Source organism: Sutcliffiella cohnii (genome assembly GCF_002250055.1).
GTDB lineage: Bacteria > Bacillota > Bacilli > Bacillales > Bacillaceae_I > Sutcliffiella > Sutcliffiella cohnii.
In genome coordinates this window covers 2,696,576-2,721,418 of record NZ_CP018866.1, presented here as the reverse complement: position 1 = coordinate 2,721,418, position 24,843 = coordinate 2,696,576, and the positions used below count along the sequence as shown (strand labels likewise).

Annotated in this window: 27 protein-coding genes; 21 read left to right on the top strand and 6 right to left on the bottom strand. The window is 35.0% G+C overall.

Annotated elements, in window-relative coordinates; all coding sequences use genetic code 11:
- The first annotated feature begins 6 nt into the window (after positions 1 to 6).
- From mgsA to BC6307_RS13480, 9 genes are all read left to right on the top strand, one after another.
- Positions 7 to 423 (top strand): methylglyoxal synthase, encoded by a 417-nt coding sequence (gene mgsA / locus BC6307_RS13520; protein ID WP_066416819.1) that lies wholly within the window; start codon positions 7 to 9, stop codon positions 421 to 423.
- The gene (gene bshB1, locus BC6307_RS13515) at positions 423 to 1,136 is read left to right on the top strand and encodes a bacillithiol biosynthesis deacetylase BshB1 (RefSeq protein ID WP_412766311.1); all 714 of its coding nucleotides are present in this window, start codon (positions 423 to 425) and stop codon (positions 1,134 to 1,136) included. The genes mgsA and bshB1 overlap by 1 nt, the downstream gene beginning before the upstream one ends.
- Positions 1,133 to 2,266, top strand: coding sequence for an N-acetyl-alpha-D-glucosaminyl L-malate synthase BshA (gene bshA, locus BC6307_RS13510; RefSeq protein ID WP_066416815.1), 1,134 nt, complete (start codon positions 1,133 to 1,135; stop codon positions 2,264 to 2,266). The genes bshB1 and bshA overlap by 4 nt, the downstream gene beginning before the upstream one ends.
- Before the next feature lie 28 nt (positions 2,267 to 2,294).
- Positions 2,295 to 3,503 (top strand): CCA tRNA nucleotidyltransferase, encoded by a 1,209-nt coding sequence (locus BC6307_RS13505; protein ID WP_066416814.1) that lies wholly within the window; start codon positions 2,295 to 2,297, stop codon positions 3,501 to 3,503.
- Positions 3,473 to 4,459, top strand: coding sequence for a biotin--[acetyl-CoA-carboxylase] ligase (locus tag BC6307_RS13500; protein ID WP_066416812.1), 987 nt, complete (start codon positions 3,473 to 3,475; stop codon positions 4,457 to 4,459). Before BC6307_RS13505 ends, BC6307_RS13500 begins: the two co-directional genes overlap by 31 nt.
- A 235-nt stretch (positions 4,460 to 4,694) precedes the next feature.
- Positions 4,695 to 5,534 carry a 3-methyl-2-oxobutanoate hydroxymethyltransferase gene (panB, locus tag BC6307_RS13495; protein WP_066416805.1) on the top strand — a complete coding sequence of 280 codons (840 nt, stop codon included), beginning with the start codon at positions 4,695 to 4,697 and terminating at the stop codon, positions 5,532 to 5,534.
- A complete protein-coding gene (gene panC / locus BC6307_RS13490; RefSeq protein ID WP_066416799.1) occupies positions 5,531 to 6,373 on the top strand; it encodes a pantoate--beta-alanine ligase in 843 nt (280 codons plus the stop codon). The genes panB and panC overlap by 4 nt, the downstream gene beginning before the upstream one ends.
- 27 nt (positions 6,374 to 6,400) lie before the next feature.
- A complete protein-coding gene (gene panD / locus BC6307_RS13485; protein WP_066416797.1) occupies positions 6,401 to 6,784 on the top strand; it encodes an aspartate 1-decarboxylase in 384 nt (127 codons plus the stop codon).
- Positions 6,785 to 7,110: 326 nt separating this feature from the next.
- Positions 7,111 to 7,776 (top strand): potassium channel family protein, encoded by a 666-nt coding sequence (locus BC6307_RS13480; RefSeq protein ID WP_066420027.1) that lies wholly within the window; start codon positions 7,111 to 7,113, stop codon positions 7,774 to 7,776.
- Positions 7,777 to 8,030: 254 nt separating this feature from the next.
- Here the strand turns inward: BC6307_RS13480 and rnjA are convergent, their stop codons facing one another.
- The 3 genes from rnjA to def all read right to left on the bottom strand — a co-directional run bounded on the left by rnjA (position 8,031) and on the right by def (position 11,225).
- Positions 8,031 to 9,698: a ribonuclease J1 gene (gene rnjA / locus BC6307_RS13475; RefSeq protein ID WP_066420029.1), complete on the bottom strand. Its 1,668-nt coding sequence runs from the start codon at positions 9,696 to 9,698 to the stop codon at positions 8,031 to 8,033.
- Positions 9,698 to 9,910 carry a DNA-dependent RNA polymerase subunit epsilon gene (locus tag BC6307_RS13470; RefSeq protein ID WP_066420031.1) on the bottom strand — a complete coding sequence of 71 codons (213 nt, stop codon included), beginning with the start codon at positions 9,908 to 9,910 and terminating at the stop codon, positions 9,698 to 9,700. The genes rnjA and BC6307_RS13470 overlap by 1 nt, the downstream gene beginning before the upstream one ends.
- 760 nt (positions 9,911 to 10,670) lie before the next feature.
- Positions 10,671 to 11,225: a peptide deformylase gene (def, locus tag BC6307_RS13465; protein WP_066420033.1), complete on the bottom strand. Its 555-nt coding sequence runs from the start codon at positions 11,223 to 11,225 to the stop codon at positions 10,671 to 10,673.
- 219 nt (positions 11,226 to 11,444) lie between these two features.
- On the opposite strand from def, the gene BC6307_RS13460 reads away from it, so the two are divergent.
- The 6 genes from BC6307_RS13460 to BC6307_RS13435 all read left to right on the top strand — a co-directional run bounded on the left by BC6307_RS13460 (position 11,445) and on the right by BC6307_RS13435 (position 18,587).
- Positions 11,445 to 12,110 (top strand): YkyA family protein, encoded by a 666-nt coding sequence (locus BC6307_RS13460; RefSeq protein WP_066420035.1) that lies wholly within the window; start codon positions 11,445 to 11,447, stop codon positions 12,108 to 12,110.
- Between the two features lie 459 nt (positions 12,111 to 12,569).
- Positions 12,570 to 13,685 (top strand): pyruvate dehydrogenase (acetyl-transferring) E1 component subunit alpha, encoded by a 1,116-nt coding sequence (gene pdhA, locus BC6307_RS13455; RefSeq protein WP_066420036.1) that lies wholly within the window; start codon positions 12,570 to 12,572, stop codon positions 13,683 to 13,685.
- Positions 13,686 to 13,688: 3 nt separating this feature from the next.
- Positions 13,689 to 14,666, top strand: coding sequence for an alpha-ketoacid dehydrogenase subunit beta (locus BC6307_RS13450; RefSeq protein ID WP_066420039.1), 978 nt, complete (start codon positions 13,689 to 13,691; stop codon positions 14,664 to 14,666).
- Positions 14,667 to 14,736: 70 nt separating this feature from the next.
- Entirely contained in the window at positions 14,737 to 16,032 is a 1,296-nt protein-coding gene (locus BC6307_RS13445; protein WP_066420041.1) for a dihydrolipoamide acetyltransferase family protein, read from the top strand.
- Between the two features lie 3 nt (positions 16,033 to 16,035).
- On the top strand, positions 16,036 to 17,448 hold the full coding sequence (lpdA, locus tag BC6307_RS13440) for a dihydrolipoyl dehydrogenase (protein ID WP_066420043.1): 1,413 nt from the start codon (positions 16,036 to 16,038) through the stop codon (positions 17,446 to 17,448).
- A gap of 287 nt (positions 17,449 to 17,735) precedes the next feature.
- Positions 17,736 to 18,587, top strand: a complete 852-nt coding sequence (locus tag BC6307_RS13435; protein WP_066420045.1) for a polysaccharide deacetylase family protein — start codon at positions 17,736 to 17,738, stop codon at positions 18,585 to 18,587.
- Positions 18,588 to 18,621: 34 nt separating this feature from the next.
- Here the strand turns inward: BC6307_RS13435 and BC6307_RS13430 are convergent, their stop codons facing one another.
- Entirely contained in the window at positions 18,622 to 19,050 is a 429-nt protein-coding gene (locus BC6307_RS13430; protein ID WP_066420047.1) for a DUF1885 family protein, read from the bottom strand.
- A gap of 142 nt (positions 19,051 to 19,192) precedes the next feature.
- On the opposite strand from BC6307_RS13430, the gene BC6307_RS13425 reads away from it, so the two are divergent.
- From BC6307_RS13425 to BC6307_RS13410, 4 genes are all read left to right on the top strand, one after another.
- The gene (locus BC6307_RS13425; RefSeq protein ID WP_066420051.1) at positions 19,193 to 19,489 is read left to right on the top strand and encodes a DUF3055 domain-containing protein; all 297 of its coding nucleotides are present in this window, start codon (positions 19,193 to 19,195) and stop codon (positions 19,487 to 19,489) included.
- 137 nt (positions 19,490 to 19,626) lie between these two features.
- On the top strand, positions 19,627 to 20,109 hold the full coding sequence (locus BC6307_RS13420) for a glutathione peroxidase (protein ID WP_066420052.1): 483 nt from the start codon (positions 19,627 to 19,629) through the stop codon (positions 20,107 to 20,109).
- Between the two features lie 8 nt (positions 20,110 to 20,117).
- Complete coding sequence (locus tag BC6307_RS13415) at positions 20,118 to 20,552, top strand: MarR family winged helix-turn-helix transcriptional regulator (RefSeq protein WP_066420054.1); 435 nt, start codon at positions 20,118 to 20,120, stop codon at positions 20,550 to 20,552.
- Between the two features lie 251 nt (positions 20,553 to 20,803).
- On the top strand, positions 20,804 to 20,926 hold the full coding sequence (locus tag BC6307_RS13410) for a GapA-binding peptide SR1P (protein WP_066420055.1): 123 nt from the start codon (positions 20,804 to 20,806) through the stop codon (positions 20,924 to 20,926).
- A 191-nt stretch (positions 20,927 to 21,117) separates the two neighbouring features.
- Here BC6307_RS13410 and BC6307_RS13405 read toward each other — a convergent pair whose 3' ends face one another.
- Positions 21,118 to 22,593: an aminotransferase class I/II-fold pyridoxal phosphate-dependent enzyme gene (locus BC6307_RS13405; RefSeq protein WP_066420072.1), complete on the bottom strand. Its 1,476-nt coding sequence runs from the start codon at positions 22,591 to 22,593 to the stop codon at positions 21,118 to 21,120.
- A gap of 233 nt (positions 22,594 to 22,826) precedes the next feature.
- On the opposite strand from BC6307_RS13405, the gene BC6307_RS13400 reads away from it, so the two are divergent.
- Entirely contained in the window at positions 22,827 to 23,783 is a 957-nt protein-coding gene (locus BC6307_RS13400) for an NAD(P)H-dependent flavin oxidoreductase (RefSeq protein WP_066420056.1), read from the top strand.
- A 61-nt stretch (positions 23,784 to 23,844) separates the two neighbouring features.
- On the top strand, positions 23,845 to 24,114 hold the full coding sequence (locus tag BC6307_RS13395; protein ID WP_066420057.1) for a UPF0223 family protein: 270 nt from the start codon (positions 23,845 to 23,847) through the stop codon (positions 24,112 to 24,114).
- 58 nt (positions 24,115 to 24,172) lie between these two features.
- On the opposite strand, the gene BC6307_RS13390 is transcribed toward BC6307_RS13395, so the two are convergent.
- On the bottom strand, positions 24,173 to 24,811 hold the full coding sequence (locus BC6307_RS13390) for a YktB family protein (RefSeq protein ID WP_066420059.1): 639 nt from the start codon (positions 24,809 to 24,811) through the stop codon (positions 24,173 to 24,175).
- Positions 24,812 to 24,843 lie beyond the last annotated feature (32 nt).

Here is a 24,843-nt window from a genome sequence, read left to right as displayed (position 1 = left end):
CTAACGATGAAAATTGCATTAATTGCACACGATAAAAAGAAAACAGATATGATTCATTTTGCTACAGCATACAGCACTGTTTTAAAAGAACATGAACTTTTTGCAACTGGTACTACGGGGATGAAAATATCGGAAGCAACAGGACTAAATGTATATAGATTTCAATCAGGCCCACTAGGAGGAGACCAAGAAATTGGGGCAATGATTGCGCAGAATAATATGGATTTAGTTATATTTTTTAGAGATCCATTAACAGCTCAACCACACGAACCAGACGTAACAGCTCTTTTAAGGTTATGTGATGTATATGCGATTCCGTTAGCAACAAATATGGGCACCGCTGAAATTTTAATTAAAGGATTAGAACGTGGAGATTTTGTGTGGCGTAACGTTATTCATGATCGACAGAAGGAAGAGAATTAATAATGAATCTTGATTTTTTAATTTTTGGTGCACACCCTGACGACGTTGAGATCGGAATGGGTGGCACAATTGCAAAATATGTGTCAGAAGGTTTTAAAATAGGTATTTGCAATATAACGAATGCGGAATTGTCTTCTAACGGAACTGTGTCGCTTAGACAAGAAGAAGCTACTAAGGCAGAAAAGGTTCTTGGTATTGCCGTGAGGGAACAGTTGGATATTCCAGACCGTGGTATTTATATACAAGAAGACAATGTGAAGGAAGTAGTTGCAATAATCCGAAAGTGGAAACCGAAAGTAATCTTTTTTCCGTACCATATAGATAGACATCCTGACCATGGTAATTGTGCTGCGCTTGTACGGGAGGCAATCTTTTCTGCCAAAATAAAAAAATTTAATGATAAAAATAGTCTCCCGGCACATCAAGTAGAAAAACAATACTCCTATATGATTAATGGTTTTCACAAACCTAATTTTTTCGTAGATATAACAGATTTCATACATAAAAAACAAGAAGCACTAAGTTGTTATCGAAGTCAATTCGAAAAAGAGGAAGGCGGAGAAGATACACCTTTAACTTCGAACTATATTAGTTCAGTAATTAGCAGAGAAAAAGTGTTTGGTAAAGAAATTGGAGTTGGTTATGCAGAAGGATTTTTTGCAGAGAGCCCACTTGTATTGCATCACGATTTAGTGGGAGGAGCTCGAAAATGACTCGTAAATTGAAAATAGGTATAACATGCTATCCGACTGTTGGAGGTTCGGGTGTTATTGCAACAGAACTTGGCAAATTACTCGCGGAAAGAGGACATGAAATTCATTTTATTTCCTCAAGTATGCCGTTTCGATTAAACAAAGTTTATAGCAATATTTATTATCATGAAGTTCAAGTAAATCAATATTCTGTTTTTCAATATCCACCTTATGATATCGCCTTAGCTAGCAAGATGGAGGAAATCGCTAGGAGAGAAAAATTAGATATACTTCATGTTCATTATGCTATTCCACATGCTATTTCGGCATATTTAGCGAAAAAGATGACAGGGGACAAGCTTAAAATAGTGACAACATTACACGGAACAGATATTACTGTTTTAGGTTACGACCCTTCGCTTACTAATATGATACGATTCGGCATTGAAGGTTCAGATATTGTGACAGCTGTATCCAAATCATTAGTAGAACAAACGTATGAATTGGTTAAACCTAATAAAGAAATTCAAACGGTTTATAATTTCGTAGACGAACGAGTATATTACAAACGAAATTTAGATGAATTAAAACAGCAGTATGGTATATTACCCGAAGAGAAAGTCGTTATACATGTATCTAATTTCCGAAAAGTAAAAAGAGTAACAGATGTTATTAAAAGTTTTGAATTAATACATAAGGAAATACCTTCAAAATTATTATTAGTAGGCGACGGACCAGAAATATCTGTCGTTTGTGATTTAGTAAGAGAAAAGAATCTAGAAGGTCAAGTGTTATTGTTAGGAAAACAGGAAAATGTAGCGGAACTATACTCTATTAGTGACCTCATGCTTCTGCTATCAGAGAAAGAAAGTTTTGGGCTTGTGTTGCTAGAAGCTATGGCATGTGGTGTACCAACTGTCGGAACAAAAATCGGTGGAATACCTGAAGTTATTGATAATGGCGTAACGGGCTACATTTGTGAACTAGGTGATATTAATGACATTGCTAATAAAGCAATTACTATACTAACGGATCCTGATACATATCAACAATATTCACTTCAAGCTTTGAAAAGAGTTAAGGAAAACTTCAGTTCACAAATTATTCTTGAACAATACGAACAGCTTTACTATGCATTAATGAGCGAATGATTATACTCGTAGTTACAGGGAGATTGTTATGAACGCAGCATTTATGAGAGCAATACCAGTGCTAAAAGTGTTAAAACAGGAAGGCCATGAGGCGTATTTCGTTGGTGGATCGGTACGTGATTCCCTACTAAAAAGGGAAGTTGGAGATGTAGATATAGCTACTTCTGCAACTCCAGAGCAAATTATTAATATGTTCCCTAAAACAGTGGACATTGGAAAAGAGCACGGAACAATAATTGTTGTAACGGAAGAGGAATCTTACGAAGTGACGACGTTTCGCTCTGAAAGTACATATTCTGATAATAGAAGACCTGATAGTGTAACATTTATAAAAAGTTTGAAGGAAGATTTAAGAAGGCGCGATTTTACTATTAATGCAATGGCAATGACAGAAACAGGAAGTATTATTGACTACTTTCAAGGAAAGGAACACCTTAAGCAGAAAAAGATTCATACTGTTGGCAATGCCGATGAGCGCTTCTCAGAAGATGCACTAAGGATGTTAAGAGCTGCTCGTTTTAGTAGTCAACTAAAATTTACCATTTCACTTAAAACTGTCGAAGCGATGAAAGCAAACGCTAAGCGATTAGCGGCTATTTCTGTCGAACGAAAGACTGTTGAGTTTGAAAAGTTATTAAAAGGCGTAAACATTGTGTACGCATTAAATATTTTATATGAGACTAATCTGCTTTCCTATTTGCCACGGGTGAGTGGAAAAGTAATGCAACTAACACAAATCGGTGAAAAGTTAGAACAAACTAGTTTAAATGAACGCTCAGAACTTTGGACAGCAGTTGTTAAAAGTTGTGGAATTGAAAACATAGAGCTGTTTTTACAGGAATGGAAATTGCCTAAAAAGGTAATTCATTCGGTAATGAAAAATGTACGTATTTGGAATATATTAAACAATTCCTCTTGGGATACATTTAAAGTGTATGAAGCAGGCATTACGACTGCCCTAGAAGTTGAGAGAATTCGATCTGTTATAGAGGGTACGCAGCCTCAATATGAGATAGTAAAAAGCCTATATGAACAATTACCAATTCGTTCAAAACAAGATTTAGCAATAAATGGAACTGACTTAATACATATGTATGGGAAGAAGCCAGGTAAATGGGTCTCAGACATATTAAATAAACTTGAAGAAAAAGTGTTAGAAGGAACGATTATAAACACCCCTTCTACAATAAAGGAGTGGGTTCTTCAATGCAAAATGAAACAAGAAAAAAATTATTAATGATTTTTACAGAAGCAAACGGTGATTGGGTATCTGGTCAAAATATAAGTGAAAAACTAGGTTGTTCCAGAACCGCCGTTTGGAAGCATATTGAAGATTTAAGGCAAGAAGGATATGAACTAGAAGCGGTTCGAAGGAAAGGATACCGAATAACCAAAGTCCCTGATAAAATTAGTGGGAATGAGATTGGACTTGGTCTCCAAACGGAAAGATTAGGGCGCTTCATTCATTTTGAAGAGTCTGTTGACTCTACCCAAAAGATTGCACATAAATTAGCATACGATGGAATGAAGGAAGGAACGATCGTAGTCGCGGAAGAACAAATCTCAGGAAGAGGTCGTTTAGATCGAAAATGGCATTCACCTAAATATACTGGTATTTGGATGAGTGTACTCCTACGACCGAATTTACCACCTCCTAAAGCACCACAGCTCACTTTAATAGCAGCTGTAGCAATTGTTCAAGCAATTGAAGAAGTTACAAGGTTACAACCTAATATTAAATGGCCGAATGATATATTACTGAATGGAAAAAAAATTGTTGGCATTTTAACGGAAATGCAAGCAGAAGCAGACAAAATTAATTCAGTCATTATAGGAATTGGCATAAATGTAAACCAACAGTTAGAGCATTTCCCAGAAGAACTACAGACAATCGCCTCTTCCTTATTAATTGAAAGTGGTAAAACTTATACTAGAGCAAAATTAATTCAAGTTATTTTAGCTAAGCTTGAGAAATTATATGATCAATATTTACAACACGGCTTTTTGCCAATAAAGCTATTGTGGGAATCGTATGCGCTGAGCATTGGTAAACAAATTGTTGCTAGAACGATTACCGGTTCCATAAAAGGAGTAGCTAAAGGCATTACGGACGATGGTGTGCTAATGCTGGAGGATAAAGATGGTAAGACACATTATATCCATTCAGCAGATATTGAAATGGAGAAAAAATAATAGATTCTTTTATCTTAATTCTTTATAATGTACTTGAATGGGCGGTATCTCAAAAGAACTGCACCGATTTTAGTAAAAAAACTTATGAATGAAAGTCTGCCTTGATCTTTTAGGACGGGGACAGAGGGATATAGTCACTTCACTCCTTCTTTCTCAATTTTCGAAAGAAGGTTTTTTATTTTTTCTAACCTCTTCCTACTAAAAAGGCGACATAATACAGGAGGAGATTAACGATATGAAAACTTCTACCGATTTTTTAAAAATGAAAAAGAATAGCGAAAAAATTGTAATGCTTACTGCTTATGATTACCCTTCGGCTAAAATTGCGGAACAAGCTGGAGTAGATGTCATATTAGTTGGAGACTCGTTAGGAATGGTTGTGTTAGGGTATGACACGACTGTGCCTGTAACGATTGAAGATATGATTCATCATACAAAGGCAGTAAAAAGAGGCGCACCATCCACTTATATCGTAACCGATATGCCATTTATGACATATCACCTTTCTATGGAAGATACGTTAAGAAATGCTAGGGAAATCATTCAACAATCTGGTGCACATGCATTGAAGCTTGAAGGAGCAGGTAATGTTATAGAAAAAATGGATGCACTTAACAAAGCTGGGATTCCTGTTGTTGCACATTTAGGATTAACACCACAAACTGTTGGCGTTTTAGGTGGCTATAAAGTGCAAGGTAAAGATATAAAGAGTGCGAAAAAGCTTATAGAAGATGCGAAAAAATGTGAAGAAGCTGGGGCGATAGCTCTTGTTTTAGAATGTATACCAATGCAGCTTGCAAAAGAAGTTTCAGAGTCTATATCAATTCCTACAATCGGTATTGGTGCAGGGATAGATACAGATGGGCAAGTGCTAGTGTTTCATGATGTTGTTACGTACGGTGTTGATCGTGTCCCAAAGTTTGTTAAGCAATATGCAAATATGCAAGAGCAAGCGTTAAAAGGAATAGAATCATACGTTTCAGAAACGAAAAATAATATTTTCCCTACGAGAGAGCATTCATTTACGATGAAAGAAGAAACAGTTCAAGCTTTATATGGAGGGAAAAAGCAATGAAGCGTATTTCAACAGTTTCCGAGATGCAAGAGATTAGTATAAATAATAAAAAGTCAGGTAAACGAATCGGGTTTGTTCCAACTATGGGCTTTTTACACGAGGGACATCTGCAATTAGTAAAGAAAGCTAGAGAGCATAATGATATTGTCGTTTTAAGTATTTTTGTCAATCCACTACAATTTGGTCCTAATGAAGATTTTGAAGCCTATCCTCGTGATATTGAAAGGGATGAAATGCTTGCTAAAGAAGCAGGTGTCGACTATTTATTTTATCCTTCAGTGGAAGAAATGTATAAAGAAAAAAGAACATCGGTGATTCAAGTGGTGGAAAGATCGAATGTACTATGTGGTGTAAATAGAGTAGGGCATTTTGACGGTGTTGCAACGGTCGTAATTAAATTGTTTAATATTGTTTTACCGGATAAAGCCTATTTTGGTATGAAGGATGCTCAGCAAGTAGCAGTTTTAGAAGGAGTTATAGAAGATTATAATATTCCAGTTGCAATTGAAAGAGTACCAACTGTTCGAGAGGAAGATGGTTTAGCCAAAAGTTCTCGAAATGTTTATTTAACAAATGAAGAAAGAGCTGAAGCGCCAGTTTTATATCAAGCGTTACATCTTGGAAAACAATTACTACTTGAAGGTAAAACAACCAACTTTGTTAAAAATAGTATAAAAGAAATGATTGAAAAAGAGACAACAGGTCATATAGAATATATAGAGGTTTTAACTTATCCTGATTTAAAAAGTAAAAGTAGAAATGATAAGGAACTTATTATAGCGTTAGCAGTTAAATTTTCAAAAGCTAGACTGATTGATAATATAGTCTTTACATTTTAATATTTTATGCAGCAGGAGGCCAAAAACATGTTTCGGACATTAATGAATGCGAAAATACATCGTGCAAGAGTAACGGAGTCTAACTTGAACTATGTTGGTAGCATTACGATAGATGAAGATATATTAGACGCTGTAGGGATGGTTGCAAACGAAAAAGTTCATATTGTAAACAACAATAATGGCGCTCGTTTTGAAACGTATATTATCCCTGGAAAGCGTGGGGGGAAGGAATTCTGCCTAAATGGAGCAGCAGCGCGCTTAGTGCAACCAGGTGATGTCATAATCGTCATTTCCTATTGCATGTTACCAGAAGAGAAAATTCATTCGCACAAACCAAAAGTCGCTGTTATGAATGAAGAAAATGAAATAGTAGAAATGTTAGGAACCGAACCAGCAGCAACAATTAAATAAAAAATTATAAGAAGATGAGATTATTCGCTCATCTTCTTTTTTGATCGTTAAGTAACAAAACGTGTAAATATTGTGGATAACTACTAACTTTACTTACGTTACGTCTAGCTCCGGCAGCTAGCTCCGGCTCAAACTTCACTTTTCCTCCGTACGATAAGTCAACATCAGCTTAACGAAGGTTCGCTGTGTTTCCTTTATCTCCCTCGGAAAAGCTCCAGTTTGTTTGGACCTGAACGAGCCGCCTCCGCTTTTCTAACTACTGGAACTAGATTTTGTATGTTACAATACTTTATATAAGTTGTATCTATTATTGGAGGAAGATTTCATTGAAACGAAAAGAGTTTGCGGTTATAGGTTTAGGGAGATTTGGAGGCAGTATTTGTAAAGCGTTAAGCGAAGAAGGAGTAGAAGTACTCGCGATTGATATAGATGAGGATAGAGTAAATGCTTACGCGAATATTGCTTCACATGCTGTTGTTGGAGATACAACGGATGAAGCGGTATTGAAAAGCTTAGGTATTCGTAACTTCGATCATGTAATAGTAGCGATAGGAGATAGTATTCAAGCGAGTATCCTTACAACACTTATTTTAAAAGAATTAGGCGTGCCTCATATTACGGTTAAAGCAACCAATGACTATCACGAAAGAGTGTTAAATAAAATAGGGGCTGACCAAATCGTCCATCCAGAACGAGATATGGGAAAACGCATAGCTCATAATATTATATCTAATAACGTATTGGATTACTTAGAGTTATCTGACGAGCATAGCATTGTAGAAATTGTTGCTAGTAGAAGATTAGACGGTCATTCCATAATTGACTTAGACATACGCGCAAAATATGGAATAAATATCGTTGCTATTAAGCGTGGGAAAGATATCATTGTTTCCCCGCAAGCAACAGAAATTATCCGTCATGGTGATATACTAATTGTCATCGGTGCAGATACAGATATAAATCGTTTCGAGAAAAAGCTAGTTGAAGAATAAAAATATTCAATTGCTGGACCTAAACAGAAATAAATTAAAAATGCAAATAGACAAATAGTTCAAAATGAAACAGGTACCACTATAGCGGTACCTGTTTCATTTTAATTATTGTGCTTAATAAATTTGTGAATTTATTATCCTTCGAAAAGACACTTGATGTTATTAGCAAAGGCCTCCCATTGTTAAATGAAACCTCCACTGGAAGAGCTTGTCTTATACTTGTCAGGAAGGACTCTTCATCTACGCTTTTATATTTATACTTCCATTATAATTGGAAGTATCATTGGGCGACGTTTTGTTTTTTCATATAAAAATGGTGATAACGTGTCCGTTATTTCATTTTTAATTTCAGACCATTGAGTAGTGCGACGTTCCATAATTTTATTAAGATGTTTATGAATTAAACTTTGAGCATCATTAATTAAATCACCAGACTCTCTCATATAAACGAATCCTCGTGATATGATGTCTGGACCAGCAGAAATTTTAAACTCTTTCATATTTATACTTACCACTACTACGACTAAGCCTTCTTCCGACAGGATACGTCTATCTCTTAACACGATGTTACCAATATCACCTATACCACTACCATCGATAAAGACATTTCCGGAAGGTATTTTGCCAGCAACTGCTGCTTCGTCCTCGCTTAATGCTAATACTTCACCATTATCCATTATGAAGCAATTATCAGGATCGACACCACAGTCAATTGCGTGCTTTGCATGCATTTTTTGCATACGGTATTCACCGTGTATTGGCATGAAAAACTTCGGTTTCATTAAACGCAGCATTAATTTCTGTTCCTCTTGACCACCATGACCTGATGTATGTATATCACTTAAAGCTCCATGAATAACATCAGCACCAGCACGGAATAACATATTAATTGTTCGATTAACGCTTAATGTGTTACCTGGAATCGGTGATGAAGAAAATACAACAGTATCTCCAGGTATAATTTGAATTTGACGATGTGTTCCATTGGCAATTCGAGAAAGGGCTGCCATTGGTTCACCTTGGCTACCTGTACAAAGAATAGTAACTTTATTTGCAGGTAATCGGTTTATTTGGTTTGATTCAATAAAAGTATCTTTAGGGGCTCTTATATAACCTAAATCTAAACCAATATTAATGGCTGCTTCCATACTTCTTCCGAATACAGCAATCTTTCTGCCATTCGCGACAGCGGCTTCTGTAACTTGTTGTAGACGATGGATGTTAGATGCAAACGTTGCAAAAATAACTCTTCCAGATACTTTACGGAAAATATCGTGAATACTATCTCCAACTTTACGTTCCGACATTGTAAAGTCTGGCACTTCACTATTTGTACTGTCTGATAAAAGACAAAGTACTCCGTCCTTACCGATTTCAGCCATTTTTGTTAAATTTGCAGGTTCCCCAACAGGTGTAAAGTCAAATTTAAAGTCACCAGTGTGCACGATATTTCCAGGTGGTGTTTTTACAACAATACCGTATGAATCAGGAATGCTATGTGTTGTACGGAAGAACGTTACAGATGTTTTTCTAAATTTAATAATATCGTCTTCTTGTACTTCAATTAATTTGGCAGTTCTTAGTAACCCATGTTCCTCTAATTTGTTCCGAATTAGACCTAGAGCAAGTTTACCACCGTATACCGGGACATTAATTGCTCTTAATAAGTAGGGAATACCACCAATATGGTCTTCGTGACCATGAGTGACGAATAATCCTTTAATTTTTTCTTCGTTTTTTACTAAATAAGTGTAATCAGGAATAACATAATCGATCCCAAGTAATTCATCTTCGGGGAATTTTATTCCAGCGTCAATCAAGATAATTTCATCTTGAAATTGAACTGCGTAGGTGTTTTTTCCAATCTCACCTAAACCACCTAACGCAAACACTGCTGCTTGATTGTTTTTGACAAACTTCATTATCCTATCTCCAATACTTTAAAGTGTTCTGATTGTTGTTCGTAAGCTAAGTATTCACCTTCAACAGGAATTACAATTTCAATGTTGTAGGGCTTATCTTTCAATGCAATACGAACATCTTTTTCGGCTTCTCCTTCTACAAACACCGTTTTTGTTTTTTCTCTTACTGGTGCTTCAGTAAGTTGTTCTTGATAATAAACTTTAAAAATCATAAATAATCTCTCCTTGGTTTTATTTCTATATATATTAACTACTTTTAAACGCTTTATTTATACGAAACGAACTGATAAATGCACAAATGCAAACATATGTAGCATATCAAAGGGTATGTATAACTAATTTGAGAGTACAACAAAAATAACTTCATTATTCTCTATTCTATTAAAAGTAATTTAACTAATAAATTATTGATGTGTTCGACCTTGAATATAATCTGCGGAGGAGGGTAGAAATGTTCCTCTTCCGTACAGAGATAGTAGTTATAAACGGACGGTAGTCTAGATTTTTATTTTACCATAATCCCAGTAACCGAACAAATTGGTACAATTACCATAGTTATCCTTTATTATATATAATTTCTATTCATTTTGCATGTTTTACATGAAAACATATAATATGTATTATTTTTTATATAAAAAAATTATAGGCTGTCCTAAGTATATATTAAATAGTATTTTCGCCGTTTTGGACAGCCTATGTAAATAAATTAAGCGATTGTTCTTCGTTTTAATAAATCGTTCCATCGACGAAGTAACTCTTTTTTTAATTTTTTAAGCATAAAAGTACCTCCTACCTATAGTGTGTTTTTAAGGTATTTGGTTTTATTATGTGTTATTTTCAGAAATACTCTCTTTAAAAAATAAGGAAAAAGATTTCTTCGTTTTTTACGGTTTACGAATAAAAAAGACTATTTACCAATTAGTAAATAGTCTTTCATCTTACATGCATCATTACTTTAGTATTACTATCATTTTATCTTTCAATCGGTGTAGCGTCTTCAGGAGGAGTTGATGGATTTTGTTTATTAATATGGTCATAAAACATTATTCCGTTTAAATGGTCTATTTCATGTTGGAAAACTACCGCAACAAGACCTTTTAATCTTAATTTTAATTCTTCACCCGTAATGGACGTTGCTTTCACAGTTATTCTTGCATATCTCGGTACAAAGCCTTCTATATTTTCGTCCACTGATAAGCATCCTTCACCAGTCGTTAAATAGCTTTTTTCGACAGAATGACTAATTATTTTTGGGTTAACTAGGGAATAGCTATGAAGTGTTCCTTTTTCATCATGAACATGAATTGCTATCATTCTTTTTGAAATGTTTATTTGTGGTGCAGCTAATCCAATTCCTGGACGCAATTTGTATTTAGCTGAAACTTCAGGATCTTGGGAATTTTGAACATATTCCATCATCTTTTCTAAAGTTTCTTTATCTTCATTACTTAATGGTAATTTTACTTCACTCGCTACTTTTCTTAATGTTGGATGTCCATCTTTAATAATGTCATCTGTTGTTAACATTTATGTCACTCCATTCAATGTGTCTATAAAATCATTTTAACAATTATTTTTACTGACTGTACATAAATTTGTAATTTTTTTGGACGAGCACCATACGTTAATTATAAGTACAATTTTATTACACTTACTAATTATTATAACAAATGTGTGAAAAAGCTATTGTCAAACATTGTAGCAAAATTTATAGTTAAGATGTTACTAAGTTAGGGGGATATAATTGTGTGGCAATGGAAAAAAGTATTACTATCGATCGGATTGGCAACTACATTAATATTGACAGGTTGCACAGAGAAAGAAAAAGCAGAACAAAAAATCTTTGATACGTTGGAACATGTAGTAGAATTAGAAACTAACTTTGAAGAGCAACAAGAGCCACTACTTCAACTAGAACAAAAAGAAAAAGAACTTTATGACGAAATCATCTCCCTTGGGATGAAAGAATTCGAGCAGATTATCGTTCTTGCTAAAGAGGCTACATCAGTAGTGGAAGAACGTAGAGAACATATGGAGAGAGAAAAGGCGAGCATCGATGAGGCTAGAGAACATTTTGAAGAAGTTTCTACTCATATGGAAGAATTAGAAGATGAACAATTAAAGCAAGAAGCGCAAGAACTCTATCAATTAATGGAGAAAAGATATGGAGCCTACGATGAACTGTATACGTATTACATGGAGGCAATAGAACTTGACATAGAATTATATGAGTTATTCCAACTAGAAGATTTAACGATGGAGCAATTAAAAAATCAAATAGATAAGATTAACGACACGTATACAAAAATTAAAGAAGCAAATGAGAAGTTTAATGAAAATACAGAACAATATAATGAAGATAAATATAAGTTTTATCAAAATGCTGGCTTAAATGTGGAATATAACAATTAAAGTGTGAGGAAAAGGGTATTATCTAAAGATAATACTCTTTTTTGTATTATCTTTTAAATGTATGAAAAAGTGAAGGCTTTACATAGTTTAAAGTTATTATAAAATAGTATTTTATATAATCTGTTCCAATATTGTAGTACAGTTTATGTTTTTGTATTAATACAGAGTTTTCAATGGGTTTCTATTTTTAATTAAAAAACAAAGTAATTGACTGAATGGAGCGATTTATTGTACACTCATTATTGTACTATTATTAATGTAGTTAACTATTGATACAGGTTAATTATAGTGGTATTGTAAATAAGTACGTACACTATAAATTTTTAAAGCAAAAAGTTGCTGCAATGATTGACAATAAAAATTGTCTTTTTCAATTTGTTTTTGGGCAACCTATTTTTGTATGTTTCAAAACAAATGGTATCAATGAATTTTCTTAATAGAAAGGAAGAGGTGACGAACATGGCAGCAAAAACGAAAAATGCCAAATTCGATCCACAACAACAATTTAAAAAAGTGGAAGAGATTTTTCAAACGTTCCAAATTTTAAATGAAGAAGGAAAAGTGGTTAATGAAGCTGCAATGCCAGAACTAACTGATGAGCAGCTTAAAGAACTAATGCGTCGTATGGTTTATACTCGCGTATTAGACCAACGTTCTATTAGTTTAAATAGACAAGGGCGTTTAGGATTCTACGCTCCAACAGCTGGTCAAGAAGCTTCACAATTAGCTTCACAATTCGCGCTTGAAAGTGAAGACTTTATCCTTCCTGGATACCGCGATGTACCGCAAATGATTTGGCATGGCCTTCCGCTGTACCAAGCATTCTTATTCTCACGTGGACATTTCCACGGAAACCAAATGCCAGAAGGAGTTAATTTATTACCACCACAAATCATTATTGGTGCACAAATTATTCAAACTGCTGGTGTTGCATTAGGATTAAAGAAAAAAGGTAAACAAGCAGTTGCGATTACATACACAGGAGACGGTGGAGCTTCTCAAGGTGATTTCTACGAAGGAATTAACTTTGCAGGTGCGTATAAAGCACCAGCTATCTTTGTTGTTCAAAACAACCGTTTCGCAATTTCTACTCCTGTTGAAAAACAATCGGCTGCAACTACAATTGCACAAAAAGCTGTTGCTGCTGGTATTCCTGGAATCCAAGTAGATGGAATGGATCCGCTTGCTGTGTACGCTGCAGTTCGTGAAGCTCGTGAAAGAGCAATAAATGGCGAAGGTCCAACATTAATTGAAACGTTAACTTACCGTTATGGTCCTCATACAATGGCTGGTGATGATCCAACACGTTATCGTACTTCTGAATTAGATAACGAATGGGAAAAGAAAGATCCGATTGTACGCTTCCGTAAATTCTTAGAAGAAAAAGGAATATGGAACGAATCAATCGAAAATGAAGTTATTGAACAAGCAAAAGAAGATATTAAAAATGCTATTAAAAAAGCAGATGATCAACCAAAACAAAAAGTTACGGACTTAATCTCCTTCATGCATGAAGAACTTCCGTATAACTTAAAAGAGCAAAACGAAATTTATAAAGCGAAGGAGTCGAAGTAAGCTATGGCGCAAATGACATTGATTCAAGCAATCACTGATGCGTTACGCACAGAACTAAAAAACGACGAGAATGTTTTACTATTCGGTGAAGACGTAGGACAAAACGGAGGAGTATTCCGTGCTACTGAAGGTCTACAAGCTGAATTTGGTGAAGATCGCGTTTTTGACACACCTCTTGCGGAATCAGGAATTGGTGGTTTAGCGGTCGGCCTTGGCGTTACTGGCTTCCGTCCAGTAATGGAAATTCAATTCTTTGGATTTGTATACGAAGTAATGGATTCTTTAAGTGGCCAAATGGCGCGTATGCGTTACCGTACAGGTGGCCGTTGGAATTCTCCAGTTACTATTCGTTCACCTTTTGGTGGAGGAGTTCATACTCCAGAACTACATGCGGATAGCTTAGAAGGATTAGTAGCACAACAACCTGGTTTAAAAGTAGTAATTCCTTCAACACCGTATGATGCGAAAGGTTTATTAATTTCTGCTATTCGTGATAATGACCCAGTTATTTTCTTAGAGCATATGAAATTATACCGTTCTTTCCGTCAAGAGGTTCCTGAAGAGGAATATACAATTGAAATTGGTAAAGCTGATGTTAAAAGAGAAGGTAAAGATTTATCAATGATAACTTACGGAGCAATGGTACATGAGTGCTTGAAAGCTGCGGATGAGCTAGAGAAAGAAGGTATCTCTGCTGAAGTAGTAGACCTTCGTACTATTAGCCCATTAGATATCGACACTATTATTGCTTCTGTTGAAAAAACAGGACGAGCAATCGTAGTCCAAGAAGCACAAAAACAAGCTGGTATTGCTGCAAATGTAGTAGCAGAAATTAACGATCGTGCTATTTTAAGCTTAGAAGCACCAGTATTACGTGTTGCTGCACCTGATACAGTATACCCATTCTCTCAAGCTGAGAGTGTTTGGTTACCTAACTTCAAAGACGTTATTGAAACTGCTAAAAAAGTAATGGAATTTTAATAATTAAAATTAATGAAAAAGGCCCTTTTAATGGGCCTGTGACATTTATATATGTAGGAGGTAGAAAATCGTGGCATTCGAATTTAAATTGCCTGATATCGGTGAAGGTATCCACGAAGGTGAAATCGTAAAATGGTTTGTTAAACCTGGCGATGAAGTTAATGAAGACGATGTTTTAATGGAAGTACAAAATGATAAAGCAGTAGTAGAAATCCCTTCCCCTGTAAAAGGGAAAGTATTGGAATTAAAAGTAGATGAAGGTACTGTTGCAACAGTTGGTCAAACTATTATCACTTTTGATGCGCCTGGTTACGAAGACTTAAAATTTAAAGGCGACGATCATGCTGATGAAGCTCCGAAAGAAGAGGCACCAGCCCCTGAAGAAACGAATGAAACTACTTCAGCTCCAGCAGCTACTGCTGTAGAAGTTGACCCAAGTCGTCGCGTTATCGCAATGCCTTCTGTTCGTAAATATGCACGCGAAAAAGGTGTAGACATTCGTCAAGTTGCAGGAACAGGAAACAATGGCCGTGTACTAAAAACAGATATCGATGCATTTACTACTGGTGGAGCACCTGTAACAGAAGCACCAGCAGCTGCTGCAGAAGTACAAACGGAAGCACCGAAACAAGAAGCTGCTAAACAACCAATTCCAGCTGGTCAATATCCAGAAACTCGTGAAAAAATGAGTGGAATTCGTCGTGCGATTGCAAAAGCAATGGTTAACTCAAAACATACTGCACCACATGTAACGTTAATGGATGAAATTGACGTAACGGAACTTGTAGCTCATCGTAAAAAATTCAAAGGTGTTGCGGCTGACAAAGGCGTCAAACTTACTTATTTACCATACGTCGTAAAAGCTTTAACATCTGCATTACGTGAGTTCCCAGCTCTAAACACTTCCTTAGATGATGCAACAGATGAAATTGTTCATAAGCATTACTACAACATCGGTATCGCTGCAGATACAGATAAAGGTTTATTAGTTCCTGTAGTAAAAGAAGCAGATCGTAAATCTATCTTTACTATCTCTAATGAAATTAATGAACTAGCTGTAAAAGCTCGTGATGGAAAACTTTCTGGTGATGAAATGAAAGGTGCTTCTTGTACGATTACTAATATCGGTTCAGCAGGCGGTCAATGGTTTACTCCAGTTATTAACCATCCGGAAGTTGCTATTTTAGGTATTGGTCGTATTGCTGAAAAGCCAGTAGTAAAAGACGGTGAGATTGTTGTAGCTCCAGTATTAGCTTTATCACTAAGCTTCGATCACCGCATGATCGACGGAGCAACTGCTCAAAATGCGCTTAACCATATTAAGCGATTATTGAACGATCCACAATTATTATTAATGGAGGCGTAATAAATGGTAGTTGGAGATTTCGCAATAGATGTAGATACGCTTGTCATTGGAGCGGGTCCTGGTGGATATGTAGCTGCAATTCGTGCAGCACAATTAGGACAAAAAGTAACAATTGTTGAAAAAGCTACACTTGGTGGAGTATGTTTAAACGTAGGTTGTATCCCATCAAAAGCTTTAATATCAGCAGCACATCGTTATGAAACAGCTCTACATTCTGCAGATATGGGAATTAAAGCTGAAAATGTAACAGTTGATTTTTCTAAAGTTCAACAATTCAAAGCAGGAGTAGTGAAAAAACTTACTGGTGGAGTTGAAGGACTTCTAAAAGGTAATAAAGTAGATATAGTACGTGGTGAAGCATATTTCGTAGATGCAAACACAGTTCGTATCATGGATGAGAACTCTGCTCAAACATACAAGTTTAACAACTGTATTATAGCTTCTGGGTCTCGCCCAATTGAAATTCCAACGTTCAAATATTCTAAACGTGTCCTAGATTCTACAGGAGCTTTAGCGCTTGAAGAAATCCCTAAAAAGATGATCGTAATTGGTGGGGGTTATATCGGTACAGAATTAGGTACAGCTTATGCAAACTTTGGCACGGAAGTTGTAATAGTAGAAGCAGGCGATGAAATTTTAGCTGGTTTCGAAAAACAAATGAGTGCTTTAGTAAAACGTAACTTAAAGAAAAAAGGAAATGTTGAAATCTTCACGAAAGCAATGGCTAAAGGCGTTGAAGAATCAGCAGACGGCGTGAAAGTTACGATAGAAGTAAAAGGTGAAGAAAAAGTTATTGAGGCTGATTACGTATTAGTAACGGTTGGTCGCCGTCCAAATACAGATGAAATGGGCTTAGAACAAGTAGGAGTTGAAATGACGGAACGTGGGATTATCAAAATTGATAAACAATGCCGTACAAACATTTCGAACATCTACGCAATTGGTGATATTGTAGAGGGACCACCACTAGCTCATAAAGCATCATATGAAGGAAAAATAGCTGCTGAAGCTATTTCAGGACATCCTTCAGAAATTGATTATCATGGAATCCCTGCTGTTGTATTCACTGAACCGGAATTAGCTTCTGTTGGTTATACAGAACAAGAAGCTAAAGAGGAAGGTATTGAAGTAACAGCTGCTAAATTCCCATTTGCTGCAAATGGACGTGCTCTTGCTCTAAACACTACAGACGGCTTCTTGAAGCTTGTTACTAGAAAAGAAGATGGTCTTGTAATTGGTGCACAAATTGCCGGTGCAAGCGCATCTGACATGATTGCTGAATTAGGGCTAGCAATTGAGACGGGCATGACAGCTGAAGACTTAGCGATGACTATCCATGCTCACCCAACTTTAGGGGAAATCACAATGGAAGCTGCGGAAGTAGCTATAGGAAGTCCAATTCATATCGTAAAATAAAAATTTATCATATGAGAAGTTGTCTATTTAGTATTATACTAAGTAGACAACTTTTTTATATTGTAGCAATTTTGATTACGACCAGTGCCCTCATTTAAATGGTACATAAAATAATTCTTTCCTTAAAAACGTTGCAAACAGTTTCTAACTACTAGTATTATATGTATTATGTGATACTCTGTATAAATTTGATGCTCGTTTTTCATTTACAAAAATAAGATGTATTCAATTGTAAAATATGTAGAGTGCTAAAAAACACAAATAGCTAAAAAGATGGAGGAAAGGAAATGAAAAACTGGATTATTTCTAGCGTACTTTTACTCTTCCTAACTGCTTGTACGAATAATAATATGGTGGAAGACACAAACAACAAACAAGACAACGAAGAGCCTGTTATTGATATGGAGACAGATGTAGAGGAGAATCCTTCATCCCCTGAAGATAATAACGATGAGATAGTAGATAGCCCTGTAACTGATGAACAAAATGAAAAAGAGCAAATTAATATTAGTCCTCAATATAAAATAAGTGGTGACTGGAGCATCGTACCAATTGATAATGCAAATCCAAAAGTGGTGCTTCTAACAATTGACGATGCGCCGGATCGATATGCTCTTCATATGGCTGAGACATTACATACTTTAGGTGTAAAAGCCATATTCTTTGTAAATGGCCATTTTCTTGATACGGAAGAAGAAAAGAAAGTGTTAAAGGAAATTCATAGGCTTGGTTTTCCAATAGGAAACCATACAATGACACATAAAAGGCTTTCAACTATCAGTGAGGAAGAGCAAAAATCTGAAATAGTAGAACTTAATAATGTAGTAGAAGAGATAATAGGAGAGCGTCCAAAGTTTTTTAGAGCACCATTTGGTGTAAATACTGATTATGCTAAAGATATAGTAAAAGAAGAAGGAATGCTTCTAATGAATTGGACGTATGGATATGACTGGGAACCTGATTATAAAACAAAAGAAACAATATCAGACATAATGGTAAATGCACCAGAACTTAGAGATGGTGCAAATCTTTTAATGCATGATCGTGAATGGACAAGTGAAGCTTTAGAGGACATTGTAGTAGGATTACAAGAAAAAGGATATGAAATCGTAGATCCTGACTTGATTGAAACACCTTAAAACAAAAACAACGGCATAATTAGCCGTTGTTTTTTTATCTTTTATAAAAATACATAACTTTTCCTGTAAATAATTGCAGTTCTGCTTCTAGTTTTTTAGCGATAAACTTACAATATTCATTAGCTTTTCCTTTGTCGCCATGTGTAGATTGGTCATGTAACGTTATTTGGATGTATGATAATGTTTCCTCGTCTTCTCCATTTTCACTAGGTTGTGAACCTATACCGACTAAAATCATCTTGTAGCGATCTTCTATACCTTTTAAATAAAACCATTTTCCTGCTCCTTCTGGATTCTCTTTTATCATATAAGGGAAGGAGGATTCTTCGTATTGCCAGCTTAGTTGTTGACCTGTTTTAGATGTAATATCTTTATAATAGTGGAATAACTCTTTCACGTCGTCGATTGTAAGTGTTTTCTTTTTTGATTTTGGAACTAGTTTAATATATGCACTACTTGCCATTCTACTCACTCCTAGTAAATGCTCTAATAATATCATTCTAGCATTTGCATGAATAATTTGACAACGTTAAAATTTTGTTGCTAAAATTTTAAGTTTTAGGTTATAATAAAATTCAGAATAAAAAAATAAAAAGGAGGTCCTTATGAACCTATTTGACAAATTATATGATGATAATGAAAATGTAAATGCCCGATTTGTAGGCTTTACAACGGAAGAAGCTCGATATGATTTTGCAATTGTTTACACAAATTTATTTTTTGGAAAACCTCTAGTCGTTTGTATGCAAACTGGCCGCTCAACCCTCCTCGACCCTAAAGATATAACCGATTTAAATCACCTACAAACTGTTTTCCGGATTGATTCCAAGGAACAAGCAGAAGATTTAGCCGAATTTTTTAAATCAGCTATACCAAATGTCCCATTTACGGAACAATATTAATATTTGACTAAAAAGAGCTTAGAGAAATCTTAGCTCTTTTTTGTTTTTATAAACATAGTATGAAATATTTGTTATTCGTAGATAAATTTTGTATGATTAAATCGTGTACGATTTAATGAGGAACAGGAGTGATAATGTTGAATTCCGTATATGACTTTACTGTTAAAAAACCTAGTGGTGATGAAATTTCATTAAAAAATTTCAATGCAAAAGCTCTACTAATTGTCAATACTGCTAGTAAGTGTGGACTTACACCACAATTTAAAGGGTTGCAGGAACTTTATGAAAAGTATAAAGATCAAGGTCTGCAAATACTTGGCTTCCCTTGTGATCAATTTAATAATCAAGAATTTGATGATATCGATGAAACAACACAATTTTGTCAATTAAATTATGGTGTATCTTTTCCTATGTTTGCAAAAGTCGATGTTAATGGTGATAAGGAAGAACCACTATTCACATTTTTAAAAACAAAGAAGAAAGGGTTACTAACTAAAAATATTAAATGGAATTTCACCAAATTTCTTGTTGATGAAAATGGTCAAGTAGTTGAAAGATATGCTCCTACTACAGAGCCTGGAAACATTGAAAAGGACATTCAAAGGTTACTGAATTTGTAGGTGAAGAAATGGAAGATTTTTTAACGCTAGAAAACCAACTATGTTTTGCTATCTATGAAACAGCAAGTGAATTTATTAAATTATATACAAAAGTTTTAAAACCTTATGATATGACGTATCCACAATATTTAGTATTATTAGCACTATGGGAGAAAGACGGAATTACTCTTAAACAATTAGGACAAAAGCTAAATTTAGGTACGGGGACGTTGACACCAATGATTAAAAGAATGGTTGATAAAGGTTGGCTTGAAAAAGTGCGTTCCGAAGTGGATGAGCGAAATGTCTATATATTTTTACAAGAAAAAGCGATAACACAAAAAAAGATAATCACGACACAAGTTGCTAATGAAATCCAATTATGCAATATTAGTATGGAGGAATATAACGAATTAATGAAACAATTAAAGACTCTCCAAACTAAAATAAATACGAGGTCATAAGCAAAACAAAAGCTTCTAATAGGTGATAACTCACTATTAGGAGCTTTTTTATTATACACATATCCTACTACTTTATAAAAATCTATTCATTTTTATGACTACTATTCTATAAAAAAATAATTAATGTGTTATACAATTTAACTATTGACATAACACATTGCGTGATTTATGATTAAATTAATAAAGGATAACGCTTACAAAAGTGTATTACAAAACGTTTTTAACAAAACGAGTAAAGGGGAAATGGAGAAATGGGTACAATCGTATGTCAAACATGTCAAGCAACGTTAGAATATTTTGAAACAGAAAAAGTTTCCACTCTCTATGCAAAATGCAGTAGTTGTAAGTGTACTAGTAAAGAAGAAAAAAAGTAGTTAAACAGGGGTTTTTATAAATAATAGTTTAGTAGTTTCAACTAAATATATGGATGGGTAGAAATATTAGGATGAAAAGTGATTTCATCCTTTTTCTTTTTTTGTAAAAAAGAGCTTGGCACGGTGCCACCTGGAAAAGTCAGATCTTTCTTTTAACTTCAGGCAGCACCGTAGCTAAGCTCTTTTATATATTATTTAATTGCAACATGTTCTTTAATAACTCTTAGTGTCTTTAATTCATAATCTTCTGGGCCTTGAACTGGTAAGCCGGCTTCTATATTCATTTGTATATAACGTAAATTATCTTCCGTAATAATCTCTCCTGGTGTGAAAATCGGAATCCCTGGTGGATAAACCATGATGAATTCTGCAATAACTCGACCAGCAGATTCTTCAAAAGGAACAACTTCAGTTTCAGAATAAAAAGCCTCACGAGGTGCAATCGCTAATACTGGTATATCTGGTAAATATACTTCTTTATGGTTATGAGGGTTTGACTCGTCTAACCCAAAAGCTTGCGATAAATCTTTTAGAGCGTCTACTAGTATATCTGTTTCTTTATCACTATCACCTGGTGTAATAATACATAGTATATTGTATAAATCTGACAATTCTACCTCGATATTGTACTTTTCGCGTAGCCATTTTTCTACATCGTATCCGTTTATAGAGAGATTTTTAGTTGATATTATCAACTTTGTAGGATCAGCGTCAAACGTTGCTTTTGTACCTAATATTTCTTCCCCAACACAATACAAATGTTCAATTTCATTAATTCTTTTACGTGTTTTATTGGCAAGTTTTATTGCTTGGTCAATAATATCATGTCCTTCTGTTGCTAACCTTTTTCGTGCTACATCTAAAGAAGCTAGTAATAAATAGGATGTTGATGTTGTAGTAAGCATACTTAATATCGATTGAATACGATTTACATTTACTAAACCTTCTCGCACATTTAAAATGGAGCTTTGCGTCATAGACCCGCCTAATTTATGTACACTAGTAGCTGCCATATCTGCCCCTGCTTGCATTGCAGAAAGTGGTAACTCTTCATGGAAATGTATATGCACTCCATGTGCTTCGTCGACTAATACAGGAACATCGTAAGAATGGGCTAGTTCGACTATTTTACTTAAATCAGCCGAAATTCCAAAATACGTTGGGTTTATCACTAATACGCCTTTTGCATCTGGATGTTGTTGTAACGCACGCTCTACTGCATCTGTTGTTATACCGTGAGAAATTCCTAATTCTTTATCTACTTCTGGGTGTATAAAAATTGGAACAGCACCTGAGAAAACGATGGCACTCATTACAGATTTATGCACATTTCGAGGAACAATTATTTTTTCTCCAGGACCACAAACTGCCATTACCATCGTCATAATGGCTCCACTTGTACCTTGTACAGAAAAAAACGTGTGATCCGCACCAAACGCTTTTGCAGCGAGGTCTTGTGCTTCTTTTATAATACCTTTTGGATGATGTAGGTCGTCAAGCGGCCCGATATTTATTAAATCGATTGATAATGCGTTTTCCCCAATATAGTTACGGAACTCTGGATCCATTCCGGTTCCTTTTTTATGTCCCGGTATGTGAAATTGAATTGGGTTTTTCTTTGCATGTTCCACAAGTCCGGAAAACAACGGTGTAGAATTTTGGTTAATAGTCAATTTATGTTAACACCTCTTTAAATCTAGTTATGTTTCAATTAGTGAAAAATATTACATAAAACAAAAGGATTATAGCATTTCTTGTATTATTTGCAAAGAATTTTTTATTATAATTTCACAGTGGAAGTTTACAAATACAATACTTCGAATTCAGTTGTTCAAGTATAAAGGATTTTTTCGATGAAACTAGAAGTAGTAGTAGGTATTAATATTTTGGAGGAGATAAAATGGAATGGAGCACGAGAGTTACCGATTTATTAAATATTAAATATCCAATTATACAAGGTGGGCTCGCATATTTAGCGTACGCTGATTTGGCAGCATCTGTATCTAATGCGGGTGGACTTGGTCAAATTACAGCTATGAGTTTATCAACACCTAACGATTTAAGAATGGAAATACATAAAGTAAGAAAACTAACCAATCAACCATTTGGAGTTAATTTTGCTATTGGACAGCATGGAAGGCCATTTGAAGATATGCTGAATGTTGCTATAGAAGAAGAAGTTCCTGTAATTTCAATGACTGGTGGAAATCCAACGCCGATATTTAAAAGATTAGAAAATACGAATGTAAAAAAATTAGTGTTAGTAGCAGCAAGAAGGCAAGCGGAAAAAGCGGAAGAACTTGGTGCGGATGCAGTAATGGTTGTAGGACAGGAAGGGGGAGGGCATTTAGGGAAAAGTGACATAGGTACGATGGTACTAGTACCAAAAGTAGTTGATTCTGTCTCTATTCCTGTAATCGCATCAGGAGGTATAGGAGATGGCCGTGGATTAATGGCAGCTCTCTCACTTGGAGCCGAAGGAATTGAGATGGGCACACGGTTTATTGCAACGAAGGAATGTATACACGCTCATCCTATTTACAAAGAGATGCTTGTAAATGGTTCTGAAAATGACACCGTTGTTATTAAACGAACACTTGGTGCGCCAGGAAGAGCAATACAAAATGAATGGACAGAGAAAATTTTACAAGTAGAATCTGAAGGTAAAGGATACGAGGAATTAAAAGAATATATAAGTGGAATTGCGAATAAGCGTTTTATATATGAAGGAGAGGTTCATAAAGGGTTTGGTTGGGCTGGACAAGTGATGGGGTTAATAAATGATGTGCCAACAGTTGAAGAACTAATAAATAGTATCGTTAAGGAAGGAGAAAAGATTCGTAAAGCTTGGATATAATAATGGCAAGTGATTGAATGAATTGTTATACTTAACATTATTTGTACTAGAGGTGAGTTTTATGGATTTTTCCTATCCGCTGTCGATTGATTGGAGCACAGACGAAATAATTGATGTCATTGCTTTTTATGAAGCTGTAGAGGAAGCATATTTGAAAGGGATTGAAAGAGATACTTTAATGTTTAAATATCGTCGATTTAAAGAAATTGTCCCAAGTAAATCTGAAGAGAAAAAATTAACGGATGAATATGAAGAGTTATCTGGTTATTCTTCTTATAAAACAATTCAAAAAGCTAAAAATGCTCCAGCTGGAGAAAGAATAAAAATGTAATAATTACTCTGATCAAAAAAGGTGCTCACTGTAATGAAGTGAACACCTTTTTCATTATTTAAACTGCTGCCTTACTTAAGTCAAATAAAGGTTGTACTGTTTTAAATGTTTCTTCAAATCTTTTTATCGTTTCTTCACCAGATAATGAAATTGCTTCTTCTTTTCGAATATGTATACCACAAAGTATTTCCGCTTTTTTAACAGTTGCAAGTCTTTCAAATAGTGTTAAAAGCTCCTCTTTGGACAGGTCTCCTTGTTTTAATACTTCTGGCTTCATATGATCTTTAGACCAAACAAAATCTTTAGGAATTTTTTCGTATATAGTATCAACATTTTTCATTAATTCTTTCCCAAACTGTTGTTTCATGTTTGCTTCGTATATGACAGCAAACCATGCGAAAACATGTGTCTCCCAAAGGCCAATTTGGAAGTGAGGAACCATTTTGTATCCTCGTTTATTACCAGCAATAGCTACCCATGAATCATTGGGAGGATTTGTCGTTCTACGAGCATGTTTTGCTACATGATAAAACATCTCGTCCCCTGTTTGTCCGCTTAAAACAGATGCGAAATGTTCACCTAATACATGAAATTTAGGCTGTACAAATGTTTGCAATGCCTCCATGCGGTTTTCTAATCCATCTATTGTAAATACGTTAAAATCTTCTTCTTTAAATCCTGAAAACTGTGTATTCATCTCTATTCCTCCTCTACAATCGCCATATTCGA